General features: G+C 72.3%; 11 protein-coding genes and 2 riboswitches. Of the genes, 8 read left to right on the forward strand and 3 right to left on the reverse strand.

Annotated features, from left to right (window positions below):
• Window positions 1-52: 52 nt before the first annotated feature.
• Both ACIRRY_RS23060 and ACIRRY_RS23065 read right to left on the reverse strand, forming a co-directional pair.
• Window positions 53-979 carry a cobalamin-binding protein gene (locus tag ACIRRY_RS23060; RefSeq protein ID WP_403975712.1) on the reverse strand — a complete coding sequence of 309 codons (927 nt, stop codon included), beginning with the start codon at window positions 977-979 and terminating at the stop codon, window positions 53-55.
• A 42-nt stretch (window positions 980-1021) separates the two neighbouring features.
• On the reverse strand, window positions 1022-2434 hold the full coding sequence (locus ACIRRY_RS23065; protein WP_403975714.1) for a hypothetical protein: 1413 nt from the start codon (window positions 2432-2434) through the stop codon (window positions 1022-1024).
• Between the two features lie 123 nt (window positions 2435-2557).
• Window positions 2558-2633, reverse strand: a riboswitch (cobalamin riboswitch).
• A gap of 138 nt (window positions 2634-2771) precedes the next feature.
• Window positions 2772-2844: riboswitch (cobalamin riboswitch) on the forward strand.
• 139 nt (window positions 2845-2983) lie between these two features.
• On the opposite strand from ACIRRY_RS23065, the gene ACIRRY_RS23070 reads away from it, so the two are divergent.
• Genes ACIRRY_RS23070 through ACIRRY_RS23090 form a run of 5 tightly spaced genes read left to right on the forward strand, consistent with a single transcriptional unit; the run spans window position 2984 to window position 10260 of the window.
• Window positions 2984-5716, forward strand: coding sequence for a prenyltransferase/squalene oxidase repeat-containing protein (locus tag ACIRRY_RS23070; RefSeq protein ID WP_403975716.1), 2733 nt, complete (start codon window positions 2984-2986; stop codon window positions 5714-5716).
• Window positions 5713-6630: a hypothetical protein gene (locus ACIRRY_RS23075; protein ID WP_403975718.1), complete on the forward strand. Its 918-nt coding sequence runs from the start codon at window positions 5713-5715 to the stop codon at window positions 6628-6630. Before ACIRRY_RS23070 ends, ACIRRY_RS23075 begins: the two co-directional genes overlap by 4 nt.
• Window positions 6627-7793 (forward strand): CbiQ family ECF transporter T component, encoded by a 1167-nt coding sequence (locus ACIRRY_RS23080; protein ID WP_403975720.1) that lies wholly within the window; start codon window positions 6627-6629, stop codon window positions 7791-7793. Before ACIRRY_RS23075 ends, ACIRRY_RS23080 begins: the two co-directional genes overlap by 4 nt.
• Entirely contained in the window at window positions 7790-9424 is a 1635-nt protein-coding gene (locus tag ACIRRY_RS23085; RefSeq protein WP_403975723.1) for an ABC transporter ATP-binding protein, read from the forward strand. The genes ACIRRY_RS23080 and ACIRRY_RS23085 overlap by 4 nt, the downstream gene beginning before the upstream one ends.
• Window positions 9421-10260, forward strand: a complete 840-nt coding sequence (locus ACIRRY_RS23090; RefSeq protein ID WP_403975725.1) for an ECF transporter S component — start codon at window positions 9421-9423, stop codon at window positions 10258-10260. Before ACIRRY_RS23085 ends, ACIRRY_RS23090 begins: the two co-directional genes overlap by 4 nt.
• A gap of 37 nt (window positions 10261-10297) precedes the next feature.
• On the opposite strand, the gene ACIRRY_RS23095 is transcribed toward ACIRRY_RS23090, so the two are convergent.
• On the reverse strand, window positions 10298-10699 hold the full coding sequence (locus ACIRRY_RS23095) for a hypothetical protein (RefSeq protein ID WP_403975728.1): 402 nt from the start codon (window positions 10697-10699) through the stop codon (window positions 10298-10300).
• Window positions 10700-10822: 123 nt separating this feature from the next.
• Between ACIRRY_RS23095 and ACIRRY_RS23100 the strand changes: the two genes are divergently transcribed.
• From ACIRRY_RS23100 to ACIRRY_RS23110, 3 genes are all read left to right on the forward strand, one after another.
• Window positions 10823-11371, forward strand: coding sequence for an AAA family ATPase (locus ACIRRY_RS23100; RefSeq protein WP_403975730.1), 549 nt, complete (start codon window positions 10823-10825; stop codon window positions 11369-11371).
• A 190-nt stretch (window positions 11372-11561) separates the two neighbouring features.
• Complete coding sequence (locus tag ACIRRY_RS23105; RefSeq protein ID WP_403975732.1) at window positions 11562-12626, forward strand: LLM class flavin-dependent oxidoreductase; 1065 nt, start codon at window positions 11562-11564, stop codon at window positions 12624-12626.
• Between the two features lie 434 nt (window positions 12627-13060).
• Window positions 13061-15769, forward strand: a complete 2709-nt coding sequence (locus ACIRRY_RS23110; protein ID WP_403975734.1) for an AAA family ATPase — start codon at window positions 13061-13063, stop codon at window positions 15767-15769.
• The last annotated feature ends 70 nt before the right edge of the window (window positions 15770-15839 follow it).

A 15839-nucleotide genomic window follows, 5' to 3' on the forward strand; every position in this document is an offset into this window, starting at 1 on the left:
GCCCGTGGTCGTGGCCCTACAGACGACGCACCGCCACTGACCCGGTCCCGCGTCACTCGGGCGCGTCCCGCAACGGCCGCGCCTCCGCCGACGTCACCACCGCCCCGGCCCGCACATCGTGCAGGACGTGCGCCAGCACCTCCGCTCCCCGCACCACGCGCGGCCCGGGGCGGTTGAAATACGCCGGCCCGTCCAGCACCCACACGCGATTCGCGCGTACGGCGGGCAGGTCGTCCCATCCCGGCAGCCGGGTCAGCAAGTCCCGTTCCCGCAGGGTCCGTTCGGGCGGGAAGCCGCACGGCAGCACGAGGACGACATCCGGTCGCGCCTCCTGCACGGCCTCCCACGTCATGGGCTTCGTGTGCTCGCCGGGGGCGGCGAGGAGCGGCTCGCCCCCGGCGTACGCGATCTGCTCCGGGACCCAGTGCCCGGCGGGCCACAACGGATCCAGCCACTCGATCGCCACCACCCGGGGACGGACGCGCCCGGCGACCGAGGCGCGGACGTGGTCCAGCCGCGCCCGCAGCTCGGCCCGCCGCCGCTCGGCACGCTCCCGCACCCCGAGCACCTCGCCGACCGTGACCAGACAGTCCAGCACGTCGTCCAGCGTGCGTGGCTCCAGACTCAGCACACGGGTGTCCGCGTCCAGCAGCCGCACCGTCCGGCTGACCCTCTCGTACGACACCGCGCAGACCTCGCACAGGTCCTGCGTGAGCACGACGTCGGGGCGCAGGGTCGCCAGCGCCTCGGTGTCCAGCGTGTAGAGCGAGGAGCCGGAATGCGCCGAGCCGCCCACCGCGTCGGAGATCTCCCGGCTGGTGAGCCGGTCCTGATCGAGGTCCGCACCGGTCACCACGGGGACGGCGGCCACCTCACGCGGCGGCCAGTCGCACTCGTGGGTGCGGCCGACCAGCCGCGCGGACAGCCCCAGTTCGGCGACGAGGTCGGTCGCGGCGGGCAGCAGGGAGACGATGCGCATGCCGCGACCCTACGACTCGGACGCCGGCGTCGGACGTCGGTGTCAGACGCCCCAGCGGACGGCGATCGTGTCGCCCACGTTGATCACCTGCTGTCGGCTCGCACCGGCGAAGGCGGCGCCGTCGACACTGAACTTCCAGGTCCCGGAACCGCTGTTGGCCTTGCCGTTGAGCGTGGTGATCGTGCCCGTGCCGGACGACGGGGTCACGCCGGTCACACAGCCCGAGGGGGTGGCGGCACTGGTCGCCGCGTCGAGGACGGCGCCCAGTGTCGTCGTGGTGCCGGTCGGGGTGAGCGCCACCGAGCACACCGTGAGGTTGCCCGCGCCGTCGTCCACGGTCAGCGCCAGCTTCGTCGCCGTACCCGAAGTGAAGGCCGACTGGCCGACCCACCGGGGCGCGCCGGACGTCACCGGCGTCGGCGGAACGGCGGTGAAGCCGCCCCCAACCACCGCGCGCAGCCCGTCGATCGACGCGTAGGCCGACGGACTTGTGTCGCTCGGCAGGTACTTGAAGCCGCCGCCCGGGTTGAACTGCTGGGCGATGAGGAAGTCGACCGGTGTCTTGCCCTGGGCAGTGAGGAAGTCCCCGGTCTGCGGGTTGATGCCGCAGGCGTTGAGACCGGAGACGGCCCAGCCGTTGGAGTCGGTGTTGACGCCGAACAGGGCGTTGAACGCGCCGCTGGCCGCGATCAGTTTGCTCTTGAGGAACGCCTTGGCCTGCACGACATCGGTGTCCGTGTTCGGCACTCCCGACACGCACAGGGCCGCCATCGCCGCCCCGGTCATGTCGATGTCGCTCGCCGCCGCGAGCTGGGTCGCGTCGCCCTCGGCCTTGCTGTAGTTCCAGCCGCCGTCGTTGTGCTGGTTGGCGCGGACCCGGGTGACGATCGCGTCGCGCAGCGCCTGCGGGACACGGATCTGACCCGCCGTCGTCCTCGCGCCGTTCAGGGCGAGCGCGGCGAAGACGGTGCCGTTGAAGTTGGCGGACGGCCCGAAGTAGCCGGTCTCCGCGGTCTGCCAGTAGCCGTAGATGTCGGCGACGAGGTTGCGGGAGGCGGACACCCGGGCGGGGTCGATCCCCGCCGCGTTCGCGTTGAGCGTGGCCCGTTCGTAGTCGGTGACCACCGGCGAGGCCGAGGGCCAGGCGCTCGCGGACAGCAGATCGCGGTAGACGGCTCTCGCGTTCTTGGTCGTGTCCCCGCCCGGGGTGACGTCCACGGCGGCGGTGCCGGCGGCGGCGAGCGCGCTGAACGCCCACTCGTTGGACAAGCCCGATCCGGCGTACGAACCGTCCGCCGCCTGAAGGGACTTGAGGTACGCGACGCCGTTCGTCTTCGAGGTGGCGAGCTGCGCCGGGGTGGCGGTCGCCGCCGCCGGCAAGGTGGTGAGCGCGAACGCGCCGAGTGCTGCTGTCGCGGTGAGGACGCCGCGACGGAGGGCAACGGTACGGGACATGGCCTGCTCCTGGGATGAGGGACGCCGACCGGGCCCGCGCCGGGGCCCTGACGGGCTGCGCGGCAGCGGGCGTGGCCGGTGTCCGAAACGCGTGGACCGGCTACCAAAAGTGCTTCGCCGCCTGGGCATTCGGGCTCGGGACGACCCCCTGCCGTCCCACACCGCTGCGCGTCAGCCCCGGAGTCTCACCAGGTTCCCCCACTCGGCAGTGCGGGACGGTACTCGACCGGCAACCCCGTCGCCACCGGCGCTTCGGACAACCCGCGAGGTGACCTGTGCCCCACCTTGACGCTCCCTGTGAATCATGTTCAAATCCGGCTGATACGCAACAAGTTCCAGGGGAAGCCGGTCGAAACCCGGCGCTGACCCGCAACCGTAGGCCCGGCACCGCCGGGCGAGCCGGAATGCCTGGAGCGTGTTCATCAGCAACAGACGCCGTCGCGGACTACGGCGTGGTGCGACCGCCTTCCAGGCGCGGGGAACTCCCCTCGCCACGGGGGCCCTCAGCCACGTTCCCGCCCGCGACGGGCAGGCGACGAGGGGGCCACCGTGGGGACCGAAGTGCGACAGGACAGCCGTACGGGCACAAGACCCGGACCCCTGGCGGCACTTGCGTCGGCACTCCTCGTCCTGCTCGCCGCCTGCGTGACGTTCCTCACGACAACTCCCGCAGCCGCAGACCCGATCGGCGACTGCACCGCCACCAAGGGCGCCGTCGTCGCCGTCGACCTCGGTCCCTTCGGCGGCACGGTCGAACGCGGCTGCGACACCACCCCGACCACCGGCTACGACCTCCTCCACGACGGCGGCTTCACGACCACCGGCACCCAGCACGACGGCCCCGGCTTCATCTGCCGTATCGGAAAGGGCACTTCGGGCACGCAGTACCCCACGCCGGACAAGGAGTCCTGCGTCCTGACCCCGCCGGCCACCGCCTACTGGTCCTACTGGACCGCCTCGCCCGGCCAGGACGACTGGAGTTACAGCCAGTACGGCGCGATGGACCGCAAACTCAAGGACGGTGACGTCGACGCCTGGGTCTACGGCGGTACCGACATCGGCGGCAGTACGGGCAGGCCCACCTTCAATCCGGACGACGTACGCGCGGGCGGCAGCAGCACCCCCGACCCGGGCAACTCGCCCACCGGCGCCCCCGGGAACGTGGACGTGACCGCCGCCGCGAAGTGGCTGTCGTCCCAACTCACCGACGGCGAACGGATCGTGGACGACGGCGCCGACGCGCCCAACTACCTCCTGACCACCGAGACCGCCTACGCACTGGCCGCCGCGGACGGCGGGAGCGCCACCCTCGACAAGATCAGCGCGCTCCTGGCCGCGCACACCGACGCCTACGCCTACCCGGCGGGCAAGGACCAGGCCCCCGACGCAACTGCCGCCGCCCGCCTGGCACTTCTCGCCGAGATCACCGGGAACGACCCGGCCCGCTTCGGCGGCCACGACCTGATCGGCGACCTGACGGGCAACGTCTGCGCGGCGGGCCCGGAGTCCGGTGAACCCACGCCCGGCTGCACCGCGAAGGGCGACTTCCGCGACGCGACCTACACGGACGGCCAGGCCCTGTCCGTACTCGCTCTGCTGCGAGCCGGAACCACGCCACCGGCGGCCACGCTCGCCCGCCTGACGCAGGTCCAGTGCGCGGACGGCGGCATCACCGGCATCCTCATCCGCCCCGGCGAGTTCTGCGACGGCGACCCGGCCACCACCGGCCTCGTGGCCCTCGTCCTGCGGAAGGCCGGCGGCCACGACGACGCGGTCACCAAGGCGCACACCTACCTCGGCAAGGCACAGCGCGCGGACGGCGCCTTCCCCGGCTACACCGGTTCGACGACCGGCAGCGTCGCGGCGACCGCGTATGCCGCCGAGGCCCTGCGCGCACTGGGCGACACCGACCGCGCCGACGCGGCCGTCGGCTGGCTGTCGAGGCAGCAACTCGACGGCGGGGGCTTCGGGTTCGAGGAGGGCGCCACCGACCCGGCGCTGTATCCGACACCGCCGGCCGTACTCGCCGGAGCGCTCACCGACCTGACCGTCCTGACGACGAAGCAGACCGAACCGCCGACCAGCGCACCGCCCATCAGCACACCACCCACGACAGACCCCGGCGCCGGCCCCGACCTCAAGAAGGGCGTCGCCTACCTCACCGACGCCGCCCACCTCAAGCAGGGCCAGTACTACACCGCCGGTCCCGGCACCTCCCGCGCCGACTTCGGCCTGAGCATCGACGGCGCCTACGCGCTCGCCGCGACCGGTCTGAACAACGCCAAGCTGCGCGGCATCGTGGACTTCCTCGACCACGGCGGCAAGGACGGCGAGGGCCGCACGGTCGACGACTGGACGGGCACCGGCACTGCGTACGCGGCGGGCGGCTCCATCGGCAAGACGGCCTTGCTCGCCGAGGTGGTGGGTCGCGATCCGCGTGACTTCGGCGGCGAGGATCTCATCGCCGCACTCGACAAAGCGATCTGCGCCAAGCCGAGTACCGCACCGGACCGTTCTTGCGCGGCCAAGGGCGCCTACTCCTACGCCCCTTCGGTGTTCGCCCAGTCCCTGGCCGTCATGGCGCAGTCGCGCGCCGGGGAAAAGACCGAGGAACCGCTCGCCTACCTGGAGAGCCTCCAGCACAGCAACGGCGCGTGGCCCAGCCTGATCCCGGCCACGGGAGACTCCGACGTCGACTCCACCGCGATGGCTGCCATGGCCCTGGACCTGGCAGGCGGCGACAAGGCGGAACAGGCTGCCGACAAGGCCCTCGCCTGGATCGCCTCCAAGCAACTGGCCGACGGCGGCTTCCCGGGAGCGGCGGGCGACTCCGTCAACTCGGCCGCCCTCGCCGTACAGGCGCTGTCCCTCGATACCGGGACATACGCCCAACAGGTCGCGCGGGCACGGACGTTCCTCGCCGGGCAGCAGAACTCCGACGGTGGCTTCAACGTGGCCAAGGAAGGCCAGCGGGGCTCCGATCTGCGGGCCTCCACCCAGGCCGTGGGCGGTACGACGGGCATCTCCTTCGGTGAGTTGACGCGTGACCTCAGCGGGACGTCGCCGCAGCCCACCCCGAGCGCGAGCGCGAGTGCGCCCGACATCGTGACCCCCGGGGACACCGGCGGCACGGGAACAACGGGAGGCACCGGTGGGGGAGGCCTCGCTGCCACCGGGGTGCGGGTGGGGGCTCTCGCCGGGATCGCCGCGCTGCTGGTGCTCGTCGGCTGGCGCACGGTCGTGGTCGCTCGCCGCCGGACCGCTGCCGGAGGCCCGCGGTGACATCAACACGCCTCAGGAGAAGGGCCGTTCATGGCATCGCCGCACTCGGTCTGACAGCCGCCGCCTTCGCCGCGACCACCGCTCCGGCCGCCGCCGACCCCCAGCCCATGGGCCGCTGCACCACCACATCCGGGGCGGTCCTCGCCGTCGACTTCAGCCACTGGGGCGGCCCGATCCTCCGCTCGTGCGGTACGACACCCACCACCGGGTACGAGCTGCTCAACCAGGGCGGTTGGAGCACGACCGGTACCGGCCACGACGGGCCCGCCTTCATCTGCCGTATCGGATACAGCGGTTACCAGAGCGGCAGGCAGCACCCGACGCCGAGCCAGGACGACTGCGTGCTCACGCCGCCCGCGTCCGCGTACTGGTCGTACTGGCACGCCGACCCGGGCGCGCGCACCTGGCAGTACAGCCAACTCGGCGCCATGCTCCACAGACCGAGGCCCGGCAGCGTCGACCTGTGGATCTTCGGCGGCACGAACGTCGAGGGCACCGAGGGCCGCCCCACGGTCACCCCCGACCGACTCCGCGCCCACAACACCCAGCCGCAGGGCGACGCGAGCAGACCCGCCTCCACCGCCAAGCCATCCACCCTCACTCCCGGCGTCAACACCGGCCCCGCGCCCGAGAGTTCGCAGAATCAGCCGGTGGAGTCCGCCTCGGCCAAGCCGAAAGCGAAGCCCGAGCCGACCGACAAGAGCCAATCTCCGACCCCTTCGGCGAGTCCCACCGACACATCGCAGGCAGCCTCCGTGCCGAGCCCCGGCGGCGACATCGTCGACGCGGTGCCCGCCGCCGACGCCCGGCACGACTCGGGCTCGCTCCTCCCCGTGACCGGCGGTCTCGGGCTCGTCGCGATCGTCGCCGGGGCGGCGGTGTTCGCCGCGCGCCGACGCCGTCGTACCGAATGATTCCCGTGGCCCGCACCGGAGTTGAGGCGGCCCCGCCCAGGTCCGGTCGCGCGCCGGACCCGGGCGGCCGGCGCCTGCCGCGCACCCTGCACCCCGTGGCCTGGTGGATCTGGGCGCTCGCCCTGGCCACCGCCGTCAGCCGCACCGCCAACCCGCTGCTGCTGCTCCTCGTCCTGGCCGTCCTCGGCTATGTCGTGACCGCCCGCCGTACCGAGGCGCCCTGGGCGCGAGGCTTCAAGTACTACCTCTACCTGGCCCTCACGGTCGTCGCCGTCCGGGTCGTCTTCCGGGCCGTGTTCGCCACCGGCATCACACCCCGCGACCACTTCCTCTTCTCCCTGCCGCACCTCCCCACCCCCGACTGGTACGCAGGCATCCGGATCGGCGGCCCGGTCTCGCTGGAGGCCCTGCTGTCCGCCGCCACCGACGGACTGCGGCTGGCCTGCATGCTGTGCTGCGTCGGCGCCGCGAACACCCTCGCCAACCCCAAACGCGCCCTGCGCGTCCTGCCCGGAGCCCTCCACGAACTCGGCGTCGCCGTCACCGTCGCCATCAGCGTGGCGCCCCAACTCGTGCAGAGCGTCCAACGCGTCGCCCGCGCCCGCCGGTTGAGAGCGGGACGCGCGAAGGGGCTGAAGGCGCTGCGCGGGATCGTGGTCCCCGTCCTGGAGGACGCGCTCGAACGCTCGCTGCGGCTGGCCGCCGCCATGGACTCCCGCGGCTACGGCCGGGCCGGCACCGCCACCGCCAACTCCCGCCGTCTCACCGGGGCGTTGATGCTGCTCGGCATGTGCGGACTCTGCGCCGGCGCCTACGGGCTGCTCGACGCGACCGCACCGCGTTTTCTGGGCCTGCCCGCCATGGCGTCGGGTGCCCTGCTGTGCGTGGCGGGACTACGGCTCGGCGGGCGCCGGGTCACGCGGACCACCTACCGGCCCGACCCGTGGCGACTGCCCGAGTGGGCCGTCGCCGGGAGCGGTGTGCTGTCCGCCGTCCTGCTGTTCGGCAACCTCGGCTACAACGCGGCGGAGCTCAACCCCTCCATCTATCCGCTGAGTTGGCCGACCCTGCCCCTGGTGCCGACCGCCGTGATCCTGCTCGCCGGAACGGCCGGATTCATCGCACCCCCGACCGGCCCCGAGCGGAGAGGCCACGCCTCGTGATCACCTTCGACCAGGTCACCGTCCAGTACGACGACACGGCCGAACCCGCCCTGCGTGACATCGACTTGACGATCGAGGAAGGCGAACTCTGCCTCGTCATCGGCCACACGGGCGTCGGCAAGTCCACGCTCCTCGGCGCCGTCAACGGACTCGTACCGCACTTCACCGGCGGCACCCTCTACGGCCGGGTCGTCGTCGACGGCCGCGACACCGCCCATCACCCGCCCCGTGAACTCGCCGACGTCGTGGGCGTGGTGGGCCAGGACCCCCTGGACGGCTTCGTCACCGACACCGTCGAGGAAGAACTCGCCTATGCCATGGAGCAGTTGGCGATCCCGCCCGCCACCATGCGCAAACGCGTCGAGGAGACGCTGGACCTGCTCGGCCTCGCCGACCTGCGCCACCGCGCCCTGCACGAACTCTCCGGCGGCCAGCAACAGCGCGTCGCCATCGGCTCCGTGCTCACCGCCCACCCCCGGGTCCTCGTCCTCGACGAACCCACCTCCGCCCTCGACCCCACGGCCGCCGAGGAGGTCCTCGCCGCCGTCACCCGCCTCGTCCACGACCTCGGCGTCACCGTCCTGATGGCCGAACACCGCCTGGAGCGGGTGGTGCAGTACGCCGACCGCGTCGTCCACCTCCCCGGTGACGGCCGCGCGCTGATCGGCACACCCGCCGACATCCTGGCCACGGCCACGATCGCGCCGCCGATCGTGGAACTCGGCCGGGCGGCCGGCTGGTTCCCGCTGCCCCTGTCCGTCCGTGACGCCCGCCGTGCCGCCGCCCCTCTCCGTACCCGCCTGGCCGGATGCGTTCCGGGCCCCGCGCGCCCCGCCCAACTCACGGACAGGTCGACGCTGTTGACGGCGCACGGGGTGACGGTGACCTACCACGGCGTCCCGGCCGTCCGTGAGGTCGACCTCGACCTGCACGCCGGTGAGGTCACCGCGCTGATGGGCCGCAACGGCTCCGGCAAGTCCTCCCTGCTGTGGGCCCTCCAGGGCTCCGGCCCCCGCCGCGCCGGAACGGTCAAGGTCGCCGACGCCCCGGGGGACCCGCACGAACTGCCCGCCGCCGAGGCCCGCCGTGCCGTAGGTCTGGTCCCGCAGACCCCCGCCGATCTGCTCTACCTCGAAAGCGTCGAACAGGAACTCGGCCAGGCCGACACCGAGTCCGTCACGTCGACTTCGGGGGAGTCGGCCCGGGCGATCCTCGACCGGCTCGCGCCCGGCATCCCCGACGACACCCACCCGCGCGACCTGTCCGAAGGCCAGAAGCTGGCACTGGTCCTGGCCATCCAACTCGCCGTCGCACCAAGGGTGTTGCTCCTCGACGAACCGACCCGCGGCCTCGACTACCGCGCCAAGACGGAACTCGTCCGGATCGTCGACGCGCTCGCCGCCGAGGGCCGGGCCGTCGTCATCGCCACCCACGACGTGGAGTTCGTCGCCCGCGCCGCCGACCGGGTCGTCGTCATGGCCGAGGGGGACGTCGTCGCCGACGGGCCCACCACCGAAGTCATCGTCGCCTCGCCGGTGTTCACCCCGCAGACGGCCAAGATCCTCGCTCCGCTGGGCTTCTTGACGGTCGATCAGGTCCGGCCGCTGCTGGACGAGGGGTCCCGCCCATGACCGCCCCGGCCATCCGGCTCACGCCACGCGTCGGCATGGTGATGGTGCTCGCCGCGTTCCTCGGACTGGTGGCGTTCTTCTGGCCGTTCGTCGTCGCACCGGGCACGTTCGGCTCCAACTACGCGCCCCCGCTCATCTTCGGCGTGCTCCTCGTGCTCGTCCTGTGCGTCGTCCTCTCCGAGATCGCCGAGGGCGGCATCGACTCCAAGGCCCTGGCGATGCTCGGCGTCCTGTCCGCCGTCAACGCGGCACTGCGTCCCCTGGGCGCCGGCACGGCCGGCATCGAGACCGTCTTCTTCGTCCTCGTCCTGGCCGGACGCGTCTACGGCCCCGGCTTCGGCTTCGTTCTGGGCTGCACCTCGCTGTTCGCCTCCGCGCTCATCACGGGCGGGGTCGGGCCCTGGATGCCGTACCAGATGTTCGGTTGTGCCTTCGTCGGCATGCTCGCCGGGTTCCTGCCCCGGGCGCGCGGCCGGGGCGAGGTGCTGCTGCTGGCCGGCTACGGATCGCTCTCCGGCTATCTGTTCGGCTTTCTGCTCAACCTCTCCTTCTGGCCGTTCTCCCTCGATCCGAACAGCTCCATCGCCTATCTGCCGGGTCTGCCGTTCACCGAGCAGTGGCACCGCTACCTCGCCTTCGACCTCGCGACGTCCCTGGGCTGGGACACCGGCCGCGCGGTCACCACCTTCGTGTGCGTCCTGCTGGCCGGCCCCGCGGTCCTGACCACCTTCCGCCGGGCTGCCCGCAAGGCACGCTTCCGCGCGCCCGTGCGCTTCGCCGGACCCGCTGAACGCACCGGCCCGACCGCCGGTCAACTTCCGGGCGACGCCTCGTGATTCGGGCCGCCGCAGCGTCGTGCCGTAGGCGCCGGTGTCACTCGGCGCCGCGTGACCAGGCCGCCCACAGCCGGGCGTAGACCCCACCCGCGGTGCGCAGTTCGTCGGGCCGGCCTCGCTCGACGACCAGACCGTCGCTCATCACCACCACCGTGTCGGCGGTGGCCGCCTGGGACAGACGGTGGGCGACCACGACCGCCGTCCGGCCCTCGGCCGCGGCGAGGGCCGCCCGGTCGAGAGCCTGAGCGGTGTCGCTGCCGCCCTCCGCCGTGGCCTCGTCCAAGACGACCACCCCGGGGTCGACCAACAGGACGCGGGCCAGGGCGAGTTGCTGAATCCGGCGCGGGGTGAGACCGACGCCTTCGGAATCGACCGGGGTGTCCACGCCGTCCGGGAGCGCGTCGATCCACCCCGAGGAGGCCCACCACCTGGTCGGCACCTCGGACTTCCTGCCGGGCTCCTGCTCCGACGCCGTCGGAGTGATCGATAGCCTGGACAAGGCCCTGCACACACAGACGGACTGAGCGGCGGGCCCGGTCCCCTCCCGATCCAAGGACGCGCCATGAAGCGCTTCATCCTCACCGGCACACCCGGCGCGGGGAAGACGTCGATCCTGCGGCACCTGGAAGAGCGCGGGTTCGACGTCGTCGACGAGGCGGCGACCGAGGTCATCACCCGTCGGCAGGCCGAAGGGGACACCGAGCCCTGGACCCGGGCGGACTTCCTCGACCAGGTCGTCGCCCTCCAGCACCGACGACAGACGCGGTCCACGACCAGAGACGTGTCCGTGCAGATCTACGACAGGTCGCCGATCTGCACGCACGCTCTCGGCAGCTATCTCGGACGCCCGCTCCCAGAGACCCTCTCCGCCGAGATCGACAGGATCACCCGCGAGGAGATCTACGAGCGGCAGGTCTTCTTCGTCCGCACCATCGGATTCTGCGAGCCCACCGCCGCACGCCGGATCAGTTTCGAGGACTCGTTGGAGTTCGAGCGCATCCACGAAGAGAGCTATCGCCTGTTCGGCTACGACCTGGTGGACGTGCCCGCCGGTGAGGTCGGCGACCGGGCGGCGCTGATCGCGGAGGCCATGACGCGGCTCTCGCGGTGAGCGATCCCCTCCGGGGCGCATTGACATTCGGATCGACGCCTCCGAGACTCGATCACATGACCGAGGTCCTGCTGCTCACCAGGGAGCGCTGCGTGGACCTCGCCCGTGTGTCCAGCGCACTGTGTTGATCCCCTGATCCACACCGCGTTCTCGCCCCCCTCCCACCGGTCTCGCTGCGATCGGAAGCACCATGAGCCTGGAATTCCTCTGGTATGTCCCCAACACCGTCGAGCCCGGTCACCGCGGTGACGACACGACGGACGGCTGGGGCTCCGTCGAGTACTCCACCGACCTCGCCCGCACGGCGGAGCGGCACGGCTGGGGCGGCGCGCTCCTGGGCACCGGGTGGGGACGGCCCGACACCTTCACCGTCGCCACCGCGCTGGCCGCCCGGACCACCACCTTCAAGCCCCTGATCGCCGTCCGTCCCGGCTACTGGCAGCCGGCCCACTTCGCCGCCGCGGCCGCGACCCTGGACCAGCTCAGCCGCGGCCGGGTCCTGGTCAACATCGTCAGCGGCCTCGACAACCTGGCCGCCTACGGCGACGCGCGCGCCGATCCCGCGCAACGGTACGCGCGCACCCAGGAGTTCATGCGTCTCGTACGACGGCTGTGGACCGAGGAGGACGTGACCTTCGACGGCGAGCACTTCCAGGTGAGCGGCTCAACCGTCGCACCCCGACCCTGGACGACGGCCGGCCGGGCGCATCCGACGCTCTACTTCGGCGGCGCGTCCGAGGCCGCCGAGCGGGTGTCGGCGGCGGAGGCGGACGTCCAGCTCTTCTGGGGCGAACCCCTCGCCGGACTCGCCGAACGCATCGACCGGCTCCGGGCGTTGAGCGCACAGGTCGGCCGCCGCCACAAGCCGCTCGAGTTCGGGCTGCGCATCACCACCCTGGTGCGGGACACCACGGAGGAGGCGTGGCGGGCGGCCGAGGAACGGGTCGCACGGATGGCGGCCGGCCCGGGGGACGAGCTGACCTGGACGGGGAACCGGAAGACCGCCGTCGGACAACAGCGGCTCTACGACCTCGCCGCCCGGGGCGAGGTGCTCGACACCTGCCTCTACACCACACCGGGCACCTTCGGCGGCGGGGGAGCGGCGACGACCTGGCTGGTCGGCTCCGCAGCCGACGTCGCCTCCGCACTGGACGACTACCGCAAGCTCGGCATCACGCACTTCGTCCTCTCCGACACCCCCTACAAACAGGAGATCATCCGCGTCGGGGAGCAGGTGCTGCCCCGGCTGCGCTGACCGCCGTACAGATGGCTCATGCCAATGTCCGTATGCCGGGCGGGCGTTGACGCGTGGAAAGACACGTTCGTAAACTCTTGAACGCAGCGATCGTCGGCCACCGTACGGTGACCGGCCGCGCTCCTCCGAGACGGCGGAGCGCCTCTTCGTAGGACTGGTCTGGGGATGGGGACGGTCATGCAGCGCGTGCACATCGGTGCCGCACAGCTCGGACTGGTTGCCAGGTTGGACATCGACCTGCGGCGCCGGGCGAGTTCTCTCTGTCGGTGACTCCCGGGATGTGACCGGACGGGACAAGCCCGCTCCGGCGCCCCAACGTCGCGTGCGCCGTGGTCCGTTCGGCGCCACGCGCTTCGTACCTCGTTCCAGGCCTCGCACGATGGGGAGCGCACCGGCGCGCCTCCCGTTCATGCGCCGGTGTCCCAGGAGAGCGCATGTTCATTTCCCCGGCGCAGCAGATGCGCACCGTCCCGTCCCTGTCCATACCGGGACGCCAGTTCGAGATCGGCCGGCTGCACTCGGCGTGGGAACTCTGCCAGGGCGGCCGAGGCGGTGTGGTCACCCTGCACGGCCCCGTAGGCGTCGGACGTACCGAACTCCTCGACGCCTTCAGCGAGTTCGCCGATGCCGACGGCGCTCAGGTACTGATGGCCGCGGGCTCACCGCTCGAACGCGACTTCCCGCTCGGCATCGTCCGCCAGCTCTTCCAGAGCCCCCACCTGGCACCCGAGATCGTCGACAAGGCGGCCCGGCTCATCGAGAACGGGGTGGCCGCCGGACCGACACCGCACTGGTCGTCACCCGAGGGCGGCGAAGGCGGCTCCCGGGTCCGGCCCACCCCCCAGGTCCTGCACGGCCTGAGCACGCTCCTGCTGGACTTCGCCCGGGAGACACCGCTGCTCCTGGCCGTCGACGACCGCCAGGACGCCGACATCCAGTCACTGGAGTTCCTGCTCTACCTGGCCCGCCGCATCCGCAACGCCCGCGTCCTGACGGTGCTCTGCTCACGCGAGAACATGACACCGCAGGAACCCTTCTTCGACGTCGACCTGGCCGGCCAGCCCCATCACGAGCGCATCCGGCTCAGCCTCTTCGGCCCCGAGGTGATCGCCGACCTGATGAGCGCCCGACTGGGGGAGGAGACCGCACGCCGGCACGCGGGCGCGGTGCACGAACTCACCGGCGGAAACCCCCTCCTCGTCAGGGCCGTCGTCGACGACCAGGAACCCGGTCCGGCCCGCACGGACCTGGTGGTGGGAGAGAACTACCGGCGCGGGGTCATGCACTGCCTGCACCGCATCGACGCCTTCGCGCTGCGCGTGGCCCGAGGCGTCGCCGCGCTCGGCCGCCCCGCCGATCCTGCGCTGCTCGCCGAACTCCTCCTGCTGACCAACGACTCGCCACCGCGCGCCCTGTACCTCCTGCACGCGGCGGGCCTGTTCCGCGACGGCTCCTTCCGCCACCCGAGCGGAGCCGGCGACCTCCTGGCGGCGATGCGGCCCGCCGAACTCGCCGCGCTCCACCGGCGCGCCGCCGACCTGTTGCGGACCGCGGGCGCGAGCGCGGAACTCATCGCCGAACAGGTGCGCGCGGCCGAGGGACAGGTCCGGGCACCCTGGGCGGCCGACGGGGCACCACCCTCCGCAGCAAACTCCGAAGTGCCCCAAGTCGCCGGTTCCGCCGGGGAGTTGCGGCCCCCGGACCCGGTGATCCAGTGCGTGCCCTGGCTTCCGGAGTCCGGACCCGATGCCACCGGTCCCTCCCCCCGCCGACAGCGCACGAGCCTGCGCCACCTGTTCTGGCACGGCCAGGTGGACGAGGGCTTCGTCGCCCTACAGCGCTACGAGGCCCAGTACCCGGGCGACTTGGCCGCCCGGTCGCGGCTGCGCGACTGGGTCCGCTACTGGTATCCGACGCTCCTCCCGCCGACCGGCCCCGGACCCGATCCCGAACTCGGCATCCCGGACGGCGAGTCTCCCTCCGGCGGCACCCGCGCCACCCCGCCCGACGGCATGCGGGTGCTCACGGCGCTCCTCGGCGGACTGCCCGCACGGGACGCCGTGACCCAGGCGGAACAGGTCCTGCGCGAGAGCCGTCTCGGCGAGACCCCGGTCCGTTCCCTGACCGCGGCACTGACCGCACTCCTCTACGCCGACCAGGCGGACCGCGCCGCCCGCTGGTGCGCGGCCGTCACCAACCGGCCCGGCCACGGACAGGACGCCACCCATGACGCCCTGCTGGCGGCGCTGACCGCCGAAGCCGCCCTGCGCCAGGGCGATGTGCGCACCGCCGAGGAGTACGCCCGCGCGGCCTTCCAGCAGATCGATCCCGACCGCTGGGGCGTCGGCGTGGGCTTCCCCCTGGCCACCATGATCGCCGCCCGCACCGCGCTGGACCGGCACGAGGACGCCGCCCGCTACCTGGCCATGCCCGTGCCGGGGGCGATGCTCCGCACTCCCGCCGGACTGCACTACCGGTACGCCCGGGCCGGCCACCACCTCGCGGTCGGCGACGCCGAGGCGGCCCTCGTCGACTACCAGGAATGCGGGGAGGCGATGGCCCGCTGGGGCCTGGACCACCTGCCCGGCCTCGTCCCCTGGCGCATCGGCGCCGCCCGCGCCCAGCTCGCCCTCGGACGCCCCGGCGCCGCCCGGGCCTTGACGGACCGTCAACTCAGGGATCTCGGCCCCGGCCGACCCCGCATCCTGGGAATGACACTGCGCACCCGCGCCGCCGCGGCCGAGTCGGCCGAACGGACCCCGCTGCTGGAACGCGCGGTGCAGGCCCTGGAGATCTCCGGCGACCAGTTCGAACTCTCCGCCGCACTCGGCGAGTTGAGCGCCGCGCACGGCGCGCTCGGAGACCCCGCCCAGGCACGGACCGCCGAGCGCCGGGCCCGTCATCTCTCCCGGGTGTCGGGCACCGCCCCGGAACGCCCCGGCGACGACGAACTCAGCGAAGCCGAAAGGCGGGTGGCCGAACTGGCGGCCTGCGGCCTCACCAACCGCGAGATCGGACAGAAGCTGTTCATCACGGTCAGCACGGTGGAACAGCATTTGACGAAGGTCTACCGGAAACTCGGGGTGCGCCGCAGAATGGAACTCTCCCATTTGCTGGAAATCCGCCGGGGGCTGGCCGGTTGAGCGCGCTCACCCGCCGGTAGGGGGTTCCCGCTAGGGGGTCGGCAGGGGGCCGCTAGGGGTCGTTCGCACC

Origin of the sequence: Streptomyces sp. NPDC101776, assembly GCF_044766845.1 — a bacterium.
In the GTDB taxonomy this organism is placed as follows: domain Bacteria; phylum Actinomycetota; class Actinomycetes; order Streptomycetales; family Streptomycetaceae; genus Streptomyces.

Coding starts and splice junctions, on each gene's coding strand:
- ACIRRY_RS23060 (WP_403975712.1), bottom strand. CDS start 979: ATGCGCATCGTCTCCCTGCTGCCCGCCGCGACCGACCTCGTCGCCGAA.
- ACIRRY_RS23065 (WP_403975714.1), bottom strand. CDS start 2,434: ATGTCCCGTACCGTTGCCCTCCGTCGCGGCGTCCTCACCGCGACAGCA.
- ACIRRY_RS23080 (WP_403975720.1), top strand. CDS start 6,627: ATGATTCCCGTGGCCCGCACCGGAGTTGAGGCGGCCCCGCCCAGGTCC.
- ACIRRY_RS23090 (WP_403975725.1), top strand. CDS start 9,421: ATGACCGCCCCGGCCATCCGGCTCACGCCACGCGTCGGCATGGTGATG.
- ACIRRY_RS23100 (WP_403975730.1), top strand. CDS start 10,823: ATGAAGCGCTTCATCCTCACCGGCACACCCGGCGCGGGGAAGACGTCG.
- ACIRRY_RS23105 (WP_403975732.1), top strand. CDS start 11,562: ATGAGCCTGGAATTCCTCTGGTATGTCCCCAACACCGTCGAGCCCGGT.
- ACIRRY_RS23110 (WP_403975734.1), top strand. CDS start 13,061: ATGTTCATTTCCCCGGCGCAGCAGATGCGCACCGTCCCGTCCCTGTCC.